The sequence below is a fragment of the Kitasatospora sp. NPDC002551 genome (genome assembly GCF_040296005.1).
Taxonomy (GTDB): domain Bacteria; phylum Actinomycetota; class Actinomycetes; order Streptomycetales; family Streptomycetaceae; genus Kitasatospora.
In genome coordinates, this window is the sequence record NZ_JBEOWI010000017.1 from 37,627 (window position 1) to 56,536 (window position 18,910).

General features: G+C 72.4%; 14 protein-coding genes and 1 tRNA gene. 10 read left to right on the forward strand and 5 right to left on the reverse strand.

Annotation, left to right across the window (positions count from 1 at the left end; genetic code table 11):
• The first annotated feature begins 98 nt into the window (after positions 1-98).
• On the forward strand, positions 99-1,553 hold the full coding sequence (der, locus tag ABT093_RS17015; RefSeq protein ID WP_350564917.1) for a ribosome biogenesis GTPase Der: 1,455 nt from the start codon (positions 99-101) through the stop codon (positions 1,551-1,553).
• Between the two features lie 165 nt (positions 1,554-1,718).
• On the opposite strand, the gene ABT093_RS17020 is transcribed toward der, so the two are convergent.
• The gene (locus ABT093_RS17020; RefSeq protein ID WP_350564919.1) at positions 1,719-2,456 is read right to left on the reverse strand and encodes a hypothetical protein; all 738 of its coding nucleotides are present in this window, start codon (positions 2,454-2,456) and stop codon (positions 1,719-1,721) included.
• A 134-nt stretch (positions 2,457-2,590) separates the two neighbouring features.
• Positions 2,591-3,448, reverse strand: coding sequence for a DUF8842 C-terminal domain-containing protein (locus tag ABT093_RS17025; RefSeq protein WP_350564921.1), 858 nt, complete (start codon positions 3,446-3,448; stop codon positions 2,591-2,593).
• A gap of 624 nt (positions 3,449-4,072) precedes the next feature.
• On the opposite strand from ABT093_RS17025, the gene ABT093_RS17030 reads away from it, so the two are divergent.
• The 8 genes from ABT093_RS17030 (at position 4,073) to ABT093_RS17065 (ending at position 10,902) form a co-directional block, all read left to right on the forward strand.
• Positions 4,073-4,852, forward strand: a complete 780-nt coding sequence (locus ABT093_RS17030; RefSeq protein WP_350564923.1) for a transglycosylase family protein — start codon at positions 4,073-4,075, stop codon at positions 4,850-4,852.
• A 112-nt stretch (positions 4,853-4,964) separates the two neighbouring features.
• Entirely contained in the window at positions 4,965-5,657 is a 693-nt protein-coding gene (locus ABT093_RS17035) for an alpha-ketoglutarate-dependent dioxygenase AlkB family protein (RefSeq protein WP_502884241.1), read from the forward strand.
• A 298-nt stretch (positions 5,658-5,955) separates the two neighbouring features.
• Positions 5,956-6,816 (forward strand): acyl-CoA thioesterase, encoded by an 861-nt coding sequence (locus ABT093_RS17040; RefSeq protein ID WP_350564925.1) that lies wholly within the window; start codon positions 5,956-5,958, stop codon positions 6,814-6,816.
• Between the two features lie 207 nt (positions 6,817-7,023).
• On the forward strand, positions 7,024-7,815 hold the full coding sequence (locus ABT093_RS17045; protein ID WP_350564927.1) for a DUF1684 domain-containing protein: 792 nt from the start codon (positions 7,024-7,026) through the stop codon (positions 7,813-7,815).
• A gap of 249 nt (positions 7,816-8,064) precedes the next feature.
• A complete protein-coding gene (locus ABT093_RS17050) occupies positions 8,065-8,529 on the forward strand; it encodes a nitroreductase/quinone reductase family protein (protein WP_350564929.1) in 465 nt (154 codons plus the stop codon).
• 221 nt (positions 8,530-8,750) lie between these two features.
• The gene (locus ABT093_RS17055; protein ID WP_350564931.1) at positions 8,751-9,230 is read left to right on the forward strand and encodes a MarR family winged helix-turn-helix transcriptional regulator; all 480 of its coding nucleotides are present in this window, start codon (positions 8,751-8,753) and stop codon (positions 9,228-9,230) included.
• Between the two features lie 64 nt (positions 9,231-9,294).
• The gene (locus tag ABT093_RS17060) at positions 9,295-10,692 is read left to right on the forward strand and encodes an MFS transporter (protein WP_350564933.1); all 1,398 of its coding nucleotides are present in this window, start codon (positions 9,295-9,297) and stop codon (positions 10,690-10,692) included.
• Between the two features lie 136 nt (positions 10,693-10,828).
• A tRNA-Pro gene (locus tag ABT093_RS17065) sits at positions 10,829-10,902 on the forward strand.
• Positions 10,903-11,547: 645 nt separating this feature from the next.
• Here ABT093_RS17065 and ABT093_RS17070 read toward each other — a convergent pair.
• Positions 11,548-12,939, reverse strand: a complete 1,392-nt coding sequence (locus tag ABT093_RS17070; RefSeq protein WP_350564935.1) for an NHL domain-containing protein — start codon at positions 12,937-12,939, stop codon at positions 11,548-11,550.
• Between the two features lie 512 nt (positions 12,940-13,451).
• Here ABT093_RS17070 and ABT093_RS17075 point away from each other — a divergent pair.
• Positions 13,452-15,575, forward strand: coding sequence for an insecticidal delta-endotoxin domain-containing protein (locus tag ABT093_RS17075; protein ID WP_350564937.1), 2,124 nt, complete (start codon positions 13,452-13,454; stop codon positions 15,573-15,575).
• A gap of 329 nt (positions 15,576-15,904) precedes the next feature.
• On the opposite strand, the gene ABT093_RS17080 is transcribed toward ABT093_RS17075, so the two are convergent.
• Together ABT093_RS17080 and ABT093_RS17085 are read right to left on the reverse strand one after the other, a co-directional pair.
• Positions 15,905-17,368, reverse strand: coding sequence for a cytochrome P450 (locus ABT093_RS17080; RefSeq protein ID WP_350564939.1), 1,464 nt, complete (start codon positions 17,366-17,368; stop codon positions 15,905-15,907).
• A gap of 16 nt (positions 17,369-17,384) precedes the next feature.
• Complete coding sequence (locus ABT093_RS17085; protein ID WP_350564941.1) at positions 17,385-18,845, reverse strand: hypothetical protein; 1,461 nt, start codon at positions 18,843-18,845, stop codon at positions 17,385-17,387.
• Positions 18,846-18,910 lie beyond the last annotated feature (65 nt).

An 18,910-nucleotide genomic window follows, 5' to 3' on the forward strand; every position in this document is an offset into this window, starting at 1 on the left:
CCGTGGTGGCACCCGGAACCATTCGCGCTGCCCCGGTGGGGCAGGTACGCACGGCACGTCCCTGGGAAGGGCCGGGCCGGGAAACGGACAGTACGAACATGACCGCAGAGCACTCCACCGCCGGCCACGGCGAGCTGGACGCCTCCGAGTACGCCGAGTTCATGGCGCTCGCCGCCGAGGAGGGTTTCGACCTCGACGACGTCGACGGCCTCGGCGACGGCAGCCACGCCCCGCTGCCGGTGCTGGCCGTCGTCGGCCGCCCCAATGTCGGTAAGTCGACCCTGGTCAACCGCATCATCGGCCGCCGCGAGGCGGTCGTCGAGGACAAGCCCGGCGTCACCCGCGACCGCGTCACCTACGAGGCCGCCTGGAACGGCCGCCGCTTCAAGGTGGTCGACACCGGCGGCTGGGAGATCGACGTCCTCGGCATCGACGCCATGGTCGCCGCCCAGGCCGAGCTCGGCATCGAGCAGGCCGACGCGGTGCTGTTCGTCGTCGACGCCACCGTCGGGGCCACCGACACCGACGAGGCCCTGATCAAGATCATCCGCCGGGCCGGCAAGCCGACCGTGCTCTGCGCCAACAAGGTCGACGGCCCGTCCACCGAGGCCGAGGCCGCCTACCTCTGGTCGCTCGGCCTCGGCGAGCCGTACCCCGTCTCGGCCCTGCACGGCCGCGGCTCCGGTGACCTGCTCGACGCCGTGATGGCCGCGCTGCCCGAGGCCCCGCCGCAGACCTTCGGCGACGCCGCCCCCGGCGGCCCGCGCCGCATCGCGCTGATCGGCCGGCCGAACGTCGGCAAGTCCAGCCTGCTCAACAAGGTCGCCGGCGAGGAGCGGGTGGTCGTCAACGAGCTGGCCGGCACCACCCGCGACCCGGTCGACGAGATGATCGAGCTCGGCGGCAAGACCTGGAAGTTCGTCGACACCGCCGGTATCCGCCGCCGGGTCCACCTGACCGCCGGCGCCGACTTCTACGCCTCGCTGCGCACCGCCGCCGCACTGGACAAGGCCGAGGTCGCGGTCGTCCTCGTCGACGCCAGCGAGACCCTGGCCGAGCAGGACACCCGGATCATCTCGATGGCCGTCGAGGCCGGGCGCGCCGTCGTCATCGCCTACAACAAGTGGGACCAGCTCGACGAGGAGCGCCGCTACTACCTGGAGCGCGAGATCGAGCGCGACCTCGTCCAGGTGCAGTGGGCCCCGCGGGTCAACGTCTCGGCGAAGACCGGCCGGCACATGGAGAAGCTCGTCCCGGCGATCGAGACCGCGCTGGAGGGCTGGGAGACCCGCATCACGACCGCCCGGCTGAACGCCTTCCTCGGCGAGCTGGTGGCCGCCCACCCGCACCCGATCCGGGGCGGCAAGCAGCCGCGCATCCTGTTCGGCACCCAGGCGGGCATCCGTCCGCCGCGCTTCGTGCTGTTCGCCTCGGGCTTCCTGGAGGCGGGCTACCGGCGGTTCGTCGAGCGCCGGCTGCGCGAGGAGTTCGGCTTCGTCGGCACGCCGATCTCGATCTCGGTGCGGGTGCGGGAGAAGCGGAAGAGGAAGTAACGGCAGCAGCTGACGGAAGGGCCCCGTCGGCCGGTCTCGGGACCGGGCGGCGGGGCCCCTTCGTTCGTGCGGGCGGTGCGGGTGGTTCGGGCGGTTCGGGCGGTGCGGGGGCGGTTCGGGCGGTCTTTCGGTGCGCCGTGCGCGGTGTGCGGTTCGTGCGCGGGGTCAGCGGTGGTCGCCGCCGCGGCCCGGGGGGAGGGAGAGCAGGCTGCGGTGGCGACCACCGCCGCCCGTGCCCCGGGCGCCGTGGCCGAAGGCGGCGCCCACCGCCGGGGCGGGCGCCGGAACCGGGACCGTCACCGGGGCGGGCGCGGGCACCGGCGGCGGGACCGGGCCGAGGTAGCCGGCCGCGACCCAGCCCTGGCCGTTGCCGGCCTGGGAGCCCGCCGGGGTGGCCGACGGGGCGCCGCCCGGGTGGCCACCCGCCGGACGGCCGGGGGCGGGGGTGGCGGGGAAGCCGGCCGGGTACGGGCCCGCCGGGTGGCCGGTGCCGGCGGCGCCAAAAGGGTCGTGCGGGTGGCCGGTGTGGCCGGTGTGGCCGAAGGGCTGGTCCGGCTGCCCGGGTTGGTCGGCTCCGCCCGGCCGGCTGGGCATGAACTGCGGGATGCCGACCGCCTGTCCCGCGTACGTCTGGAAGGCCTGGTGCTGCGGCGGGTACGGGCGCGGGTCGGTGCGCGCCGGAGCGGTGTCCCGGACGGCGAAGCCGGTGAAGGCCAGGTCCTCCTCGCCCGAGCGGTCGCCCGGCAGGGCGCGGAAGAGCCGGCGGTACTCGGAGTACAGCTCGTCGTAGATCGGCGTCGCCGAGTGCGGGTGCTCCGCGTCGTACGAGGGGCGCATGCCCGGGATCGGGCGGGAGGCGGTGGTGGACCGCCGGGGGGAGGCGGGGACGTCGTAGCTGTACACGCAGGGCCCAACGAGCGAGGGCGCCCGGGGGATGCGGGTGGGCGCCCCCGGGGGCGGGGTGGGGCCGTGGGGCCGTGGGGCCGCCCCGGGGGCGGGGTGGGGCCGTGGGGCCGCCCCCGGAGGCGCGGCGCGGCTCAGGTGCCGGCGAGCGGGAGGGAGGCGGCGACCACCTGGCCGAGTGCCACCGCCCGCTCCAGCGCCTGGCGCAGCAGGTCCTCGCGCGGCTGCCGGCCGACGGTTCCGGCCGGGACGGCGTACATGGTGACCTCGCCGAGCTGGTTGGCGGCGAACCGCCAGGCGTCGGTCACCTGGAGCGGCTGGTGGGCCTGCCACCAGCCGGTGCTGCCGCCGGCCGCCGCGGGCTGGAGGATCGCGTGCAGCTTGCCCATCGCGACCAGCACCGACCAGCCGGGCAGCTGGTCGGGCGTCTTGTCGAGGTCGGTGACCGGCTGGAAGCCCGCGTCCTGGAGCAGGTCGAGGAACTCGTCCTCGCCGGAGGTGTTGCCCGGGCGCCCGACCGGCCCGGTCGGCTCGACGACCAGCGAGGCGTGGCCGGTGTCGCCGTGCAGGACCAGCCCGCAGGTGATGCCGAGGATCGCGGCCTGGCCGGGAGCGACGGGCCGCCCGTCCGCCGGGGCGGAGGCCGCGTCCGGGGCCGGCACGCGCACCGGCGGCTGCGGGGGGACGGGCGCGGCGTCGGCGGCCGGGGCGCCCTGGGACTCGCTGATGCTGCGGACGGCGCCGGCCAGCTGCTCCTCGGAGACCGGGACCACCTGGGAGGGGATGCAGCGGGCGTGCGCGAAGGCCAGCACCGCCGTCTCCTCGCCGACGAACAGCACGGTGCTGGTGGGCTCCTGGAACGCGTCGCCGGGGGTGCGGCAGGAGGTGCACTCGTAGCTGTCGGGTGCGTGGGCGCCGCCGAGCAGGCGGTCGGCCTCGTCGTCGCCGATCTCGGAACGGACCTCGTCGCTGACGTCGAGCATGCGCGGCACTGGGTTTCTCCTCGGTGCGGTGTCGGGGGTCGAAGGGGAGGGGTGGAAGGCCGGCTCTGTTCGAGCCGGAGACGGGGGCGCCCCGGCCGCCCTTACCAACGGGCCCTTGTGGCAGGGGTCACGGGTGGGGTGCCGGGCTGACGGGAATTGCCTCGGATTCGATCGCGGAGGGTGCCGGTGGCATCGCAATGTGTCGATCTCGGTGGCGGGAGTGCCGGAATGCCGGTGTGAGGTAGCCCACGGCCTGCGGATGTTTGATCTAGGAAATGACGCCTAAAACGGACATTAAGGACATGAATGCCAGGTCATTACCGGCGGTAACCCCCTGCTGAGCTGGGGAGACCCGAAAGTGTTTGGTTCCCAGGCGGCCGACTCGTAGCTTCATTGGCGGTGCAACGAGCACCACCCGGGTTCACCCCCGACGCACAGCCCGCCGGTTTCCTCCGGCGCCGGCCGTGCCCGCCGATGCGACCGCTCGAACAGGTCGCCGGTGCGTGGCGGGTGGCCGGGGCGGCGCGGGACGTCCGACACGTCTCCGGCCGCCCGACGGACGCGGCGAGCGATTCCAGTCCCCTTCCAGGGCTTGGTTCCGCATGCCCGCCCGGGGCTGTCGAGAGGAACCCCATGACCTTCCGTCACGAGACCGCCGCTGCCACCACCGCCTCCGCCACCAAGCGCAACCGCGTCCGGATGGCTGTCGTGGCGGGCGCCGCTGTCGCGGCCCTGCCGGTGGCCGGCCTCGTCACGGCCACCTCGGCCTCCGCCGCCTCCGTCTCCACCTGGGACGCCGTCGCCCAGTGCGAGAGCGGCGGCAACTGGGCCATCAACACCGGCAACGGTTTCTACGGCGGTCTGCAGTTCACCTCCAGCACCTGGGCCGCCTTCGGCGGCACTGCCTACGCCCCGCAGGCCAACCTGGCCACCAAGGCGCAGCAGATCGCCGTCGCCGAGAAGGTCCTCGCCTCGCAGGGCCCGGGCGCCTGGCCCGTCTGCTCCGTCAGGGCCGGTCTGACCAAGGGCGGCGCCCCGGCCGCGGTCGACACCTCCGCCCCGGCCGCCAAGCCGGCCGCCCCCGCCGCGAAGCCGGCCGCCCCGGCCGCCACCGCGACCCCGAAGCCGGCCGCGCCGAAGGCCGCCGAGGCTCCCAAGGCCGCCCCGAAGGCCGCTGAGGCCCCCAAGGCCGCCGCCGCGCCGAAGGCCGACACGACCGCGAAGTCGGGCAAGGGCTGGACCTCGAACGACGCCAAGAAGGCCAACGGCACCTACACCGTCAAGGCCGGCGACACCCTGAGCACCATCGCCGCCGCCCAGGGCGTCGACTGGCACGACCTGTACAGCAAGAACGCCAAGGTCATCGGTGGCAACCCGAACCTGATCCTCCCGGGTCAGACCCTCGCCGTCTGATCCGCACGCCCGGTCCGCCGGCCGCCCTCCCGCACCCGGGAGGGCGGCCGGCGGCGTGCGGGCCGCTCCGCCGTCCGGGGCCGGTGTCGGACCGGTGCGCGAGGATGGGGGAGTGACCCAGGGCGAGTTGTTCGGCTTCGGCGGTGCGGACGGCGCCGGTCCGGGGCGGGGGCGGTTCGAGCCGGCGCCCGGCGCGGTGCTGCTCCCGGGCTGGCTGGACGCGGCGGCGCAGCGGCGGCTGGTCGCGGCCTGCCGGGCGTGGGCCCGGCCGCCCGCCGGGATGCACACCGTCCGGATGCCCACCGGCGGCATGATGTCCGTCCGGATGGTCGGCCTGGGCCTGCACTGGTACCCGTACGGATACCGGCGGGTGGCCGAGGACGGAGCGCCGGTCAAGCCGTTCCCGCCCGAGCTCGGCGCGCTCGCCCGGCGGGCGGTGGCCGAGGCGTACGGCGCCGCTGTCGGCGGGATCGCGGGCGCGGCCGGCTACGCGCCGGACATCGCGATCGTCAACCACTACCCGCACGGGGCGCGGATGGGCCTGCACCAGGACCGCGACGAGCGGGCGGACGCCCCGGTGGTCTCGCTGTCGCTCGGCGACTCGTGCGTCTTCCGGCTCGGCAACACCGCGACCAGGACCAGGCCGTGGACCGACCTGGAGCTGCGCAGCGGGGACCTGCTGGTGTTCGGCGGTCCGGCCCGGTTCGCGTACCACGGCGTGACGCGGACGCTGCCGGGGACGGCGGACCCGGCGCTGGGGCTGACCGGGCGGCTCAACATCACCGTGCGGCAGTCGGGGCTCTGAGTGCGGGCGCCGGGGGTTGGGGGCTGGGGTCCGGGTTTCGTGCTGCGGTGCTGCTGGTGCTGCGGCGCTTCGGGGGCGGGGGTCCGGTGCTTCGGGGGTGCTGGGGCCCGGTGGTGCGCCCGTCCACCTGTGCGCCGTGTTCGACCTCGTTCGAGTGAATCGGCGTCCGCGGCCCCGATCCCGGGAATGCCCCGGCTCGCTGAGGAATTCGATTGAGCTGGAGAATTCGAGAGGAACGGGTCGCGGCAGCCGGGCGGAAGACCTCCGGCCGGGCGGCGGCCCGGAGAGGACGTGTTCCATGGGTACCCCGGTCGACGATCTCGTCGCGCTGCTGGACCTTGAGCAGATCGAGCTGAACATCTTCCGCGGGCGCAGCCCCGAGGAGGCGCTCCAGCGCACGTTCGGCGGACAGGTCGCCGGTCAGGCGCTGGTCGCGGCGGGGCGCACCGTGGACGGCGACCGGCCGGTCCATTCGCTGCACGCCTACTTCCTGCGTCCCGGGGTGCCGGGCGTGCCCATCGTGTACCAGGTGGACCGGCTGCGGGACGGCCGCTCGTTCACCACCCGCCGGGTGCTGGCGATCCAGGGCGGGCGGTCGATCTTCGCGCTGACCGCCGACTTCCACGCCCCGGAGCCGGACAGCATCGAGCACCAGTTCCCGGTACCCGAGGTGCCGGCCCCCGAGACGCTGCCCAGCGCGCTGGAGGAGGTCGGCTCCCGGCTCGGCGAGCTGCCCCCGTTCATCAGCCGCCGCCAGCCGTTCGACATCCGCTACGTCGACCGGCTGCGCTGGAGCACCGAGGAGCTGGCCGGTGTCGAGGCGCGCAGCGGCGTCTGGCTGCGGACCAACGGCGAGCTGCCGGACGACCCGCTGATCCACGTCTGCGCGCTCACCTACGCGAGCGACATGACCCTGCTGGACGCCGTCCGAGCCCCCGTGGAGCCGCTCTGGGGCACCCGGCACTTCGACATGGCCTCGCTCGACCACGCGATGTGGTTCCACCGGCCGTTCCGGGCCGACGACTGGCTGCTCTACCAGCAGGAGTCCCCGATATCCCACGGCGCCCGGGGCCTGGCGCGCGGCGAGATCTTCGACCGCAGCGGCCGGCTGGTGGTATCCGTGGTGCAGGAGGGCCTGTTCCGCCGGATCAAGGACTGACCGGTACCGGCGGGGCGGGTGTGACCGCCGTGTTGAACGGCGTGGCCGGCGCGTTGAACAGCGTGACCGCCGCGTTGAGCGGTGTGACGGTCGTACGAAGGGATCCGGGGCCGGGAATGCCCGGCCCGGGTGCCGGGCGTTCGACCGGGTGACGGAGAACGGACGGCCCGCCCGGCGGGCCCTGGAGCACAGTGGGAGGGCGAGCCGATGACGGCGACGGCCGCGGAGGAATGGAAGCACTGGAGCGATCGGCGGGCTGCGACGGTCAGCACCCCGCACGGTCAGCTGGCGCTCACCGGCACGTACTGGCTGGAGCCCGAGCCCGCGGAGATTCCGGGGCTGCCCGGGGTCTGGTGGGCCGACGCCGAGGGCGTCCGGGTCCGGGCGGCGGCGGCCGACGGCCTCGCCGTGGCGGGTGCGGACGCCCCCGTCGACGGTGAGGCGCTGCTGCGTCCGGACACCGACCCGGCGGCGGACACCGCCTCGCTGGGTGAGCTGCTGCTGGTGCCGATCGAGCGCGAGGGCGAGCTGGCGCTGCGGGTCTTCGACCCGGCGGCGCCCCGGCGGGCCTCGTTCGCCGGGATCTCCGCCTACCCCTACGCGCCGGAGTGGGCGGTCTCCGCGGTCTTCACCCCGTTCGAGGGCGAGCAGGCGCAGGCGGTGGTCGTCCCGAACGCCGACGGCAAGGAGCGGCCGCTGGCCGTCACCGGGCAGATCGCGTTCACCGTGGCCGGCGAGCACCGCACCCTGACCGTCAGCCGCTCGGCCAACGGCCTGAGCGGCGTGATCGCCGACGCCACCAGCGGCCGGGACACCTACCGGTTCCGCTTCATCACCCTGCCCGCGCCGGACGAGGACGGCCGCACGGTGCTGGACCTGAACCGCGCCTACCTGCCGCCGTGCGCCTTCGCGGACCACTTCATCTGCCCGTTCCCGCCGCCGGGCAACCGGCTGGACTTCGCGGTGGAGGCGGGGGAGAAGCAGGTCCTCACCCGGTAGCGGTCGTCAGCTGGTCGCTGGTCGCTGGTCGCTGGCCGGTCGCCGGTCGCCGGTCGGCCACCGGCCGGTGGCGGCTGCTGGTCGGCCGCTCTTGGTCGCCCGTTGGTCGCTCGTTGGCCGGGCCCGGATCCCCGGGCCCGGCCAACTGTGCGACGCGCCGCCTTCGTTGACAGCCCCGGGGGAGCGTGCCACGCTAATCAATAGCACGCTATCTATGTTCTTCGAAAAGTTCTCCGGGGGGCGCCAGCCATGCCCAATGCCACTGCCAGTACCACCGCCCGTGTCCGGGTGACCGGGTTCCAGAGGTTCGGCAACAAGATGATGGAGGTCTTCCACGGGATCGGCCTGCCGGTCGGCCCGTTGCAACTGTTGAAGGTGAAGGGCCGCAAGTCCGGCCGGGAGTACACCAATCCGGTCGCCCCGCTGAAGGTCGGCGGCGCGGTGTACATCCTGCAGGCGTTTCCCGGGTCGGACTGGGTGAAGAACGTCCGGGCGGCCGGCGAGGGGGTGCTGGTCCGCGGGCGCAAGACGCAGCGGGTCAGGCTGGTGGAGGTGCCGCCGCACGAACGCGGGCCGATCGCCCGGCACTTCCCGACCCAGGTCCCGATGGGCGCCGGCATCTTCGTCAAGAACGGCGTGGTGCCGGACAAGCGCCCGGAGAGCTTCGAGCGGGCCGCGCGGGACATCCCGGTGTTCCGGGTCGTCCCGCTCTGATCGTCCGCCGCCGCGAACCTCCGCCGCCTGGGCACCCGTTCCGGCGCGCGGGGGAGGGGCCCGCACCGTGGTCACACGGTGCGGGCCCGCCTCTTGTCCCCACGTCGGTGCCACTCACGGCTGTTCCGATCGGCGTCCGGCCCCACAGCTGCCCGGGGCTGGTCAAGGCGCCGGTCGGCGCTACGCTGCACAGAGGATTTCGTGACGAATGGGAGGCTCGGATGCCCGGCCGGCAGAGCGCAGAACGGGTCCCTGCCGAGGCGGACGCCGGCCCGACGTGGCTGCGCAGCAGCGTCGCGCCGAAGCTGCACCTGACCGCGAAGTCCTGTCGGGCGTTCTTCGAGGAGCGCCTCGCCGAGGCGGGCGCGACCTTCGCGGCGTGGACGGTGCTCGCCGCCCTGAAGCTGGAGGGCCCGATGATCCAGCGCGCACTCGCCCAGTACCTGAGCATCGAGGGCCCGACGCTCTCCCGTCACCTGGAGTCGATGGAGCGGCGCGGTCTGGTCGTCCGCAAGCGCACCGGCGTCGACCGCCGGGCGGCGACCGTGGAGATCGCGCCCGACGGCGAGGAGATGTACAACCGGATCGCCTCGGTCGCGGTCAACAGCCAGCAGGAGATGCTCAAGGGCCTCAGCGACCGGGAGGTCGCGCAGCTCGCGACACTGCTGGACCGGATCCTGGAGAACGTCGGACCGCGCTGACGCCGGGCCGCGCATCCCACCCCGGTGTCAGCGGGCCGGGCGGGCGGGGCCACGATGGTCCACTGTGTCGACCAATCATCCTGCCAATTCCGAGGCCGACGGGGACACGCCGCCCGCTCCGTCCGACGCCGTCGCCGCCTCTGCCGTCTCCTCCGTCTCCGCTCCCGTTTCCTCGCCCGTCTCCTCTTCGTCCTCCTCCCCGGCCGTTTCGCCGCCGGCCTGGTACCGACGGTTCGCCCGCGGTGCCTTCGCCGACCTGAGCCCGCTGCGCGACCACGCCGACTACCGGCGGGTCTGGTTCGGGCAGTCCGTCTCCTCGATCGGCCAGCAGATGACGGCCGTCGCCGTCTCCGTCCAGGTCTACGACCTGACCGGCTCCACCTTCGCCACCGGCCTGGTCGGCCTCTTCTCCCTCGTCCCGCTGGTCGCCTTCGGCCTCTACGGCGGCGCCATCGCCGACAGCGCCGACCGCCGCCGCCTCGGCCTGATAGGCGCGGCCGGCCTCGCCGCCGTCTCCGCCGTCCTGGCCGCCCAGGCGCTCGCCGGCCTCGGCCTGGTCGCGGTCCTCTACGCGGCCGTCGCCCTCCAGGCCGGCTTCTTCGCGCTTGCCTCGCCCGCCCGCTCGGCGATGATCCCGCGCCTCGTCCCCGCCCACCAGCTCCCCGCCGCCAACGCGCTGAACACCGTCAGCATGAACCTCGGCCTCACCGTCGGCCCCATGCTCGGCGGCGTCCTCATCGGCGCCTACGGCGTCCAGGCCGCCTACGTCGTCGACACCGTCGCCTTCGGCGCCACCCTCTACGCGATGTGGCGCCTGCCCGCCATGCTCCCGCTCGGCGACCGCAAGGGGCGGGCCTCCGTCCTCGACGGCCTCCGCTTCCTGCGCGACCAGCCCAACCTCCGCACCAGCTTCCTCGCCGACCTGGCCGCGATGATCTTCGGCATGCCGCGCGCCCTCTTCCCGGCCCTCGCCGTCACCTTCTACGGCGGCGACGCCCGCACCGTCGGCCTGCTCGCCGCCGCCCCCGCCGTCGGCGCCCTGGCCGGCGCCCTCTTCTCCGGCTGGATCGGCCGCGTCCACCGCCAGGGCGCCGCCGTCATGGCCGCCGTGATCGCCTGGGGCCTCGCCATCGCCGCCTTCGGCCTGGTCCGCGACCTCTGGCTCGGCCTCCTCCTGCTCGCCGCCGCCGGCTGCGCCGACACCATCAGCATGATCTTCCGCAACACGATGATGCAGGTCGCCGCCCCGGACGAGATGCGCGGCCGCCTCCAGGGCGTCTTCATCGTGATCGTCGCCGGCGGCCCCCGCCTCGGCGACTTCGAGTCCGGCGCCGTCGCCTCCCTCACCAGCCCGGCCGTCTCCGTCGTCAGCGGCGGCCTCGCCTGCGTCGCCGCCACCCTCCTCCTCGCCGCCCGCCGCCCCGCCTTCCTCCGCTACGACGCCCGCCACCCCACCCCCTGACCCCCGCACCCCCAACCCTGCAGCGAGCACCCCCCGACGTGCTGTATTGTTTTCCTCGTCGCCGGGACAACCGGCCGACAAGGTCGAGAAACCCGAAGGCCGAGCCCCCCAGGCTCAGCCCAGGGCCACGAGACCACGGGACGTGGCGCAGCTTGGTAGCGCACTTGACTGGGGGTCAAGGGGTCGCAGGTTCAAATCCTGTCGTCCCGACAGTGATGTCGGAGCCCCGCTGACTGGACGAAGGTCCAGGCCAGCGGGGTTTTTGCCGTTTCCGAGGATGGGTCAGCGCACGAGCCGCAGGCGGCGGCCGGGGGAGTCCGGCGGGACCACTTCGGGACCAGGGGCCTCACGGGGCCCGCTCAGGTGCGCGCTCAGCGCCTCGCCGGCCAGCTCGATCGAGCGCCGGTCCGGGTGTAATGGTGGAGTCGGGTATTGGAACTCCCTGAATGCCCTCGCCCTCGGGCTCCTGTTGTTGATGCCTTTAGCTGACATATAGCGCCGACATCTGTCACCGCTGGCCGACCCACCGACAACGCCCCTGGTCATTCAGATGGGTGCGGCTCGTTTCGAGTGACGGCCGCGAAGGGGCCGGCACCGGCACTGCGGGGGCCAGGGTCGTGTGGGCCAGCACCTCCGGTGAGCGCAACGACACGGCGCTCGTGCTCGTCGACTGGCGGGGAGCGTCATTCCGATCGTGCGATATTCCCTGGCACGCTGGCGGTTGTCCTGGGGAGAACATGGTGGTGGCCGGTGGTTTCCAGGGCAGGGCAGCCCCTGCTGATGCACCGGCGAACGGGGCTGCTGGCAGCCCTGGTGGGTCCGGGGCGGTCCGGGCCCACCAGGGGCGCGTCTCGGTCAGGCCGGGGTGACCTGGGCCCGGTAGCGGGCCGGGTTGCTGCCGGGGTTACGGTGGGCCTCTACGCTGATGGTCACCGTGCCGGGGGTGGGGCCCGCGGTGAGCTGGGGGGCCTTCGCCGTGCCCTGGGCGTCGGTGACCGCTTCCGCGGTCGCGGCACCGTCGGGGAAGTGGGAGCCGGTGCCGCCGGAGACGGTGAACAGCACGGGAATTCCCGCGAGCAGCGAGCCGTCGTCGGTGCTCCTGGCGGTTACCGTGAGGCGCTTCTTGAAGGCCGCGGCCGGCGTGGTCCTCTGGTTGTCGCAGGACGCCTGCCCGGAGAGGTTCGCGCGGGTCTTCGGCACTGTGGGTGCCGGTGCGGGTGCCGGCTTCGGAGCGGTGAACGTCACCTTCCGCACGGTGCCGCTGTCAAGGATGTAGAGGTTGTCCTGCGCGTCCACGGCCACCGCGTTCGGAAGCGCCAGCCGCGCTTTGATGGCGGGGCCGCCGTCCCCTCCGGTGCCCTGCTTGCCGTCTCCCGCGACGGTGGTGATGGTCCCGTCGCCGGCCGACACCATGCGCACCCGGTAGTTGTGTGAGTCTGCGATGTAGAGGTTGCCCCGGGAGTCCAGCGCCACCCCTTCAGGACGGTCGAAGTAGGCCTCGCGTGCGGGGCCGCCGTCACCGCTGTACAGGCGAAACCCTCTTCCCGCAATGGTGGTGATGGTCTGGTCGCTCGCCGACACCCTGCGCACCGCTTCGAGCATCCCGTCGGCCAGGTAGAGGTTGCCCTCGGCATCCACCGCCAGACCGTTCGGGGTGTAGATGGCCGTGAGCCGAGCGGGGCCTCCATCGCCGCCGCCCTCGGCCCTGCCGGTGCCCACGACGGTGGTGATGGTCTGGTCGACGGCCGACACCCTGCGCACCCGGGAGTCGCTCGCGATGAAGAGGTTGCCTTGCGCGTCCACGCACAGCGCCTCCGGCGCCTGGAGCCGGGCACGGGTGGCGGGGCCGCCGTCACCACCGAAGCCGCGCTCACCGGTACCCGCCACCGTCGTGATGGTCCCGTCACTTGCCGACACCTTGCGCACCCGGTGGTGCTCGGTGTCGGAGATGTAGAGGTTGCCGTGCGCGTCGACCGCCACCCCTTGCGGCTCATACAGCGGCGGGCGGGTGGCGGGACCATCACCACCGCTCCCGGCATGCCTGTTTCCCGCGATGGTGGTGATGATCCCGTCGCCCGCCGACACCTTCCGTATCCGGCTGCGGCCGGTGTCGGCGATGTAGAGGTTGCCGTGGGTGTCCACCGCCACCGCCGACGGGAAGGTGAGATCCGCTTGTGTCGCGGGCCCGCCGTCGCCCTTGCCGTCCGTGAACTCCAAGCAGCCCGCGACGGTGGTGATGATCCCCACCACGCCGTCCCCGGGTCCCGTCTTCGCCATGCGAGCCCTCCCCTTGGTCGTATGAACATCACGGGAGCCTAGTGAGCCGCACCGTTCGGGCTCGCAGTACCGGCCGGTATCACCCGTTCGGCCTATGCGGGCCCCCGTCGATCGCAGCGACGGCCCCGGCGAGCCGCGTCCGTCCACGGCCCAGGGCCGCGCGCTCGGCGTCGTCCGGTCCGGGCCGGCCAGGACCGGGGAAGCTCCGGCGTCCTGCGCGACTTTCGGCCTTCGCCCCCAATGGGTGCCGTGCTGTGGGTCGTTCCCTGCGCGAGGGGTGAGCGACGTGGACTCGGCCGGGACCATCGCGCGCTTCGAACGGCACACCGGCCCCGGCTCGCTACTGCGGTCCCGTGCGGTGTCCGCGACAGGCGGTGCGCGATGTCCGGTTAGCGCCTTCAACAGGTCGTAACCGACTGATTGTCTGGGCTTCGCGTGGCGTGCCGGCCGGTGCACCGCGAACCGCGGGGCGGGGAGGGGCAATGAGCCAGGAGCGAGGAACCGGCGAGCGGGCCGGCGCCGACACCACGGCCGGGGCGCTCGGTCAGTGGGCACGCGAGGGCAAGGACATCTCGCAGACCGCGATCGACGCTGTCAAGGTCGCCTTGCCGGCGCTGCTGAAGCTGGTTCCCGGCATCGGGACGGTGGCGGGCGCGGCGATGGGGCTGATCCTGCAGCACCTGTTCCCCGGCCCGGACGTGTGGAGCCAGCTGCGCGAGAAGGTCGAGAAACTGATCGGCGAGAAGCTCAACCAGGCGTACTACGAACAACTGCAGGCGGACCTGAACGGCCTGCGGACCGCCGCCGAGGACTACAGCGACCTCGCCCGTCTCGGCGAGGACCTTCCCGCCATCCGGGCGAAATGGATCGCCACCGAGACGGTCATCGCCGCGGCGGCACCACGCTTCAACCCCACCGGCACGCAGCTGAACCCGGTCCTGGTCCTGCCGCTGTTCATCCAGGTCGTCAACCTCCACCTGGTCCTGCTCCGTGACATGACCCTGCACGGCCGCGCCTGGGGCTTCGAACCCTCGACCGTGGACACGTTCAGCGGGAAGCTCACCAAAATCGTCGGGACCCAGGACCCCGACTCCTACCCCAACCGTGCCAAACGCACCTACGACAAGGGCTTCAACGCCTACAGCGCCGACGAGGACCGCCTGCGCTACGAACGCGAGATGGTCTTCAACGGCTGGGCCCAGCACAGCTCCTGGCCCTACTTCGACGCCCTCCAGTACCCCGAGGGTCACGATGTCGACCTGGACTGGGTCGTCTACGACGGCCCGCTCGGCAGGATCATGGAGGATATGCCCGCCGCCGTGCGCGCACGTCCCCTGCCGTACACGCAGGTCCGCGACCTCACCGTGTACCGCAGCAGCGTCAAGGACGGCTCGCGCGTCGCGGGCGCCCGCTGGCAGCCCTGGAACGGCAAGCCCGTCGGTCCGGTCGTGTCGGTCGGCAAGACCGACACCGGCGCCCCGAGCCCGATCGAGACCGGCGCCCGCCCCGTCACCCACGTGTGGGGCATCGAGTGGGACGGCGCCGAACACGGGGTGCTCAAGCTCGCGTTCGGCGTCGGCGGCGAGAACGACACCACCAAGGCGCCCCCGGGATGGGTCGGCAACACGGGCACCCTGAGCCGCGACGGGATCGACTTCTACCGCACCGACTACGTCCTCTCCGACATCCAGGGCGGCAAGTTCAACGACTGGGGGCGCCCCGTCATCGCCGGCATCGAATGGATGGCGTTCGGGTTCCGCCCGCTGCCAACACACCACAGGCCCTCGGAGAAACCCGCGGCGGGCGGACAGTACCTGCTCCAGTCCGTGCACGACGGCCGCTACCTCGTGCCGAAGAGCCTCGCGCAGGGCTCGCAGATCGGCCTGACCCGCGACTTCGACGCCACAGGGGCCCTCTGGTCGCCCGACGACGCCGGACGCCTGAGGAACACCACCTCCGGGGCGTACCTGCGCGTGAAGCCTCCCGCGGTCGCCGTGACCCTGGACGTGCCAGGCACGTCGTTCGCGTGGACGCGCCAGGACGACGGCACGTACGTCGTCAGCCGAGGAGCACAGGGATTCCTGACGACGAACGTGGACACGCTCGTGGACGCCGCCGTGTTCGACCCGGAAGACCTCCGGATGAGGTGGGTCTTCGTCAAGGTCGCCCCCCGGCGCCGACACGACGGGACCCGGCCGAGCCTGGCCCTTCGCACGCGGCGCCGCGACGTGGGCTACTTCGAGGCCGCCGTCACCGTCTCCAACCCCTCCCGAGGCAGGACCATCCCGGCAAACTGGCGCCTGTCCCTCGTCCTGCCCCCACAACTCGGCGGCCCGGTGAACGCCACCGGCCACCCGATCACACCCGAGGTGGTCTCCGCGAAACCCCACGACCGCGGACTGCTCGTCGAACTGAGCGCCGCGCCCTGGTCGGCCCGCAAGGCGATCGAACCGGGCGAGACCTTCACCTTCACCCTGACCGGGGGAGCAGCCACCGCCACCACCGACATCAGGGACGTCCACATCTGGGCGGACGTCCCGCGCATCGACGGCCTTCCGATCGAGAACACCACACACCCCGAGCACGGTACCCACCCGAACCCCTGACACCCCCGTCCCTGGTACGCACGGCGCGCCCCGGGCCTCGGCCTTCGGGCCCGGGGCGCGAGGACCGAGCCGGTTCACGGGCCCGGTGGTTCTCGCCGGTGATCAACGCCGAGGACACCGTGTCGCCGTCGCCCCGCAGCCTTCGGTGGGGTTCTGGCGGCCGTCCGGCCCAGCCGGAGATCCGGCCCACGGTGTTCAGGCGGCACGGCAACAGCTCGAAGGAGCGGAGGCACTGCCGGCCCCGTGGCCGCAGACCTGTCCGGCGTACCTGGAGGCCGGTCGGCCCGCCATCTCGCGGCGAGCCGACCGGGCGAGAGGCGGGGGCGTGGCTAGCTCGCGGCGGTGACGGGGACCGGGACCATGGGCAGGCGGGTGGGGAAGTGGATGGCCAGTGCCGTGGAGCGCACCGGCCCGGTGGCGGCCGGGGTCAGGTGCCAGCGGCGGGTCACGGTGGCGAGGATCGTGATGATCTCGTTGACGGCGAACGCGGAGCCGATGCAGCGGTGCGGGCCGGCGCCGAAGGGCAGGAAGGCGCGCTTCGCTTCGGCGGTGGGCTCGATCCACCGGTCCGGGTCGAACCGCTCGGGCGCGGGGAAGAACGCCGGGTCGTGGTGCAGGACGTAGGGGCTCCACAGCATCAGCGTCCCCGCCGGGACACGGTGCCCGCCCAGGTCGAGGTCGGTGTGCGGGGAGCGGGTGAACAGGAACGCCGGCGAGTGGAACCGCAGCACCTCGTCGACCAGACGGGGCAAGTAGTCGAGGCGGGTGATGGCCTCGTACGTCACCGGGCCGTCGCCGAGGACGTCGTCGAGTTCGGCCCGTACCTTCGCCGCGATGTGCGGACGGGATCCCAGGATGTGGAACATCCAGGCCAGCGTACGGGCGGTGGTCTCGGACCCGACCGCGAGCAGCCCGGCGCACTCGTCGTGGATCTGGGCGTCCGTCATCCGCTCGCCGCTCTCCTCGTCCTGGGCGTCCAGCAGCATGGACAGCAGGTCGCCGTGGCGGACCGCGGTGGCACGGTAGTCGGCGATGATCCGGTCGATCACCGCGTGCATGTCGTGCAGCGACCGCTCGTAGCGCCGGTTGGCAGGCAGCGGGAGCCGGAACGGCAGCTGCGAGGGGGACAGGGCCCGCATGGCGACACCGGTGGCCACCGTCGGCATGGAGCGCATCGCCACCGCGGCGGCCTCCTCCGCCAGCCCCGGCGCCGAGAACAGGCACACCATCACCGCCGCGGCGCTGATCCTGAACATCTCCTGGTCGACTGCGATGGTGCGGCCGCTGTGCCAGCGCGCCGACATGTCCTGCGCGACGTCGCGGATGAGTTCGGTGTAGGCGCCGAACCGCGAAGCCGAGAACGCTGGCCGCAATAGGTTCCGTTGACGTTTGTGGAAGTCCCCTTCCGAGGCGACGATGCTGTTCCCGGTGACCGCCTTGCCTTTTTCGAACAGGGCGCCCTTGTTGAAGTCCTGATTGCGGGTCACCAGGACTTCCCACACCGCCTCGGGACTGACCAGGAGATGCGCCGGCCGGGGTCCCAGCCGCAGTGCGGCCACGTCACACGTTCCCGCCAGGGAGGACAGGAACGCCAGCGGCCGGCGCCACAGCTCCCACGCGTGCCCCAACAAGGGAAGGGCACCGGGGGCGTCAAGCACCCTCGATCGATCCATCATTCGAGCTCCAGCAATGTCGGACGACATGGTCTCCGGCCCGCTACGTGCCCCTGGCAGACGTCGTGCAAGCACGCCAGGACGGCACTCAAGGGCACCCAACACCGGTGGTTCGGCCATATCGGGCAAGAGGGGATCAGCAGAGCAAGGGGGACCATTCGCCGGTCGGGCCGGTGTAGCGGGATGAGGGATCCGCTGCCCACCAGAGGTGGTCGAGCGAGGCGAGGATCGAGTAGGTGCTGAGGGTGTTCAGGCAGCGGCAGTCGGTGTACTTGGTGCGGTAGGCCGCCTCGATGAGGGGGACCCGCTGCTGCCAGGTGGCGGTGTCGTAGCCGCGGCATCCGGGGCAGTTCTGGAAGTGGGCCAGGCAGGCGTGGAGCAGGTGGTCGTAGCGGGCTTTGTCCTGGCAGCGCGAGCGCAGGTCGTAGTCGTCGGGGGTGGGGCTGGGCGGCAGAGGGTTGAGGGTGTTGAGTACGGGGTCGCCGTAGGGGTCGACCTTGGCTTTCTTTCGGCGGGCGGGGGCGGTCAGGTGGTCGAGGAGGACGTCGGCCTGGTAGCGGGCCATGTAGACCTGCCAGACCAGCAGCCGGCCCGCGATGTGCAGGGCCCAGTCGGCGCCTTGGTCGATGGCCCACGCCCAGACATCGGTACAGAACCGGCGGACGATGTCGACGCTTTCCATGCCGGTGTGGGCGGCGATGAAGGTGAGGGTGTTGTAGTACTCGTTGGCGGTGTTGTCGTGGCGGCGGTCACAGGCGTCGTGCGTCACCGCAGCGGCCAGCGCGACCGCGTCGATGGTGTTGTCGTCCCCGATGAGTGGGCCCTGCTCGTGGCGGGCTTGGAGGGTCAACGCCCGGATCGCGGCGTTGATCACGCGGTACCGGATGGTGCGGAGCTCGTCGTCGGGGAGACGAAGCCGCTTGGCCTTGGGGTGGAGGACGTCGGCGTAGATGGCTTGGGTCGACGCCAGCCAGGCGTCCATGATCTTGCGTTCCTGGCCGTCGACCGCGTGGTCGCGGTGGACGTGGTCGATGTACTCCACGACGCGTTGTGCGCAGATGTCGAGGGTCTCGGGCATCTGTTCGGCGAAGTGGTAGTAGTCGGCGAAGGAGTCGAACAGGCTGACGGAGCAGGATCCGTGTACACACTCTCGGCACAGACGGTTGTTGTCGATGAGGCACCAGGCGTACCCGTAGGTCTGTTCGGCCACTGCGTGCCAGAAAGGGGTGTCGGGTACCGGGATCGCTTCGGTCATGGCCCGCAGCAGTGCCGTGCCGCGGGCAGCGAAGCCGTGGCGGCGTGGGGCGTCCGTGGCGAGGGGAAGGTCGGGAAAGTCCTTCAGGGCCCGGGTCTTGGCCAGGTTCTCCTGGAAGGGGATGCCTTTCATGTGGGAGTCGTAGGTGCCGACCGGATTGCGGCTGTCGAACAGCCGGGTTCCCATCGTCGGGTTCCAGGTCTTCCTGAGGTCGGGAATGCGTCGCATGTCGGCGGCGAGGCGGCTCGCGGTCAGCTCGTCGGGCCGGAAGAGGTCCGGCCCGTACAGAGCGGTGGCGACGGCGGAGTCTCCTCGTCCGTGGAGACGCCCTGCTATGCCCATGAGATGTCGTCCTCAGCGTTGTCGTCGTCGCATCCCGTGCACCTTCGGGAGAGTTCTTTCCAGAC